The 682-nt window shown below is 67.9% G+C and carries 2 protein-coding genes; both read right to left on the bottom strand.

Annotation, left to right across the window (positions count from 1 at the left end):
- On the bottom strand, positions 1-245 hold a 245-nt coding region (locus tag VQ03_RS29880), incomplete at its 3' end, for an FAD-dependent oxidoreductase (protein WP_048454569.1).
- A gap of 130 nt (positions 246-375) precedes the next feature.
- The coding region (locus VQ03_RS29875) for a LysR substrate-binding domain-containing protein (protein WP_048454568.1) at positions 376-682 on the bottom strand (307 nt) is incomplete at its 5' end.

Here is a 682-nt window from a genome sequence, read left to right as displayed (position 1 = left end):
CGCCGGGGCGAGGTCAGGAAGGTGCGCAAGGGGCGAGGGGTCTCGAAATAGCGTAGACCGCAATGCAAAATCCGCGACGACCGGCTCGACGCGCCGTGGGCGAGGTCGAACATCTCGGCAAGCAGCACCTTGTAACCGGCCGCGGTCAGCTCGCGCGCCGCGCTCGTGCCGTTGATGCCGCCGCCGATGATGACGACGTCGTAGCGGCTCCCGCCCGATGCTTCGTTCTGCGCGGCAATACTCACCGGCTTTCCCTCAAGTCAGCGACCCGACGGAGTGAACCCCGAAATCCGGAATGCGCAAAATTGAATGTTCGCGGAGCGTTATGCGCGTTTCGCATATTGGGTCGTCTCCGCTCGGCGCCTCCGGCCAGGCTCAGTCCGGGAAGCGCGCCATCAGCCGGTCGCGCTCCGCCTGCATCCGCTCCAGGAGGGCTTCGGCGGCCGGGTTGGTCGGGCGCGTGTCGGGCCGCAGGAGCGCGACGTTGAACGGGATGGTCGGCACGAAGCGCAGTAGCCGCACCCGCTCGTCGACCTGCGTCAGGGCGGTGTAGGGATCGACGAGGCCGATCCCGGCGCCCTGCTTGACCAGCTCGTACACCACCATCGAGAGTGGGGCCTCGAAGCGGGCTTCCAGCGGCACGCCGCTCGTCCGGAAGGCCTGGGGCAGCAACTGCCCCATG

Source organism: Methylobacterium tarhaniae, from assembly GCF_001043955.1.
GTDB lineage: Bacteria > Pseudomonadota > Alphaproteobacteria > Rhizobiales > Beijerinckiaceae > Methylobacterium > Methylobacterium tarhaniae.
Note: the sequence above shows the minus strand (reverse complement) of the source record. Positions and strands in the feature narration are given on the sequence as shown.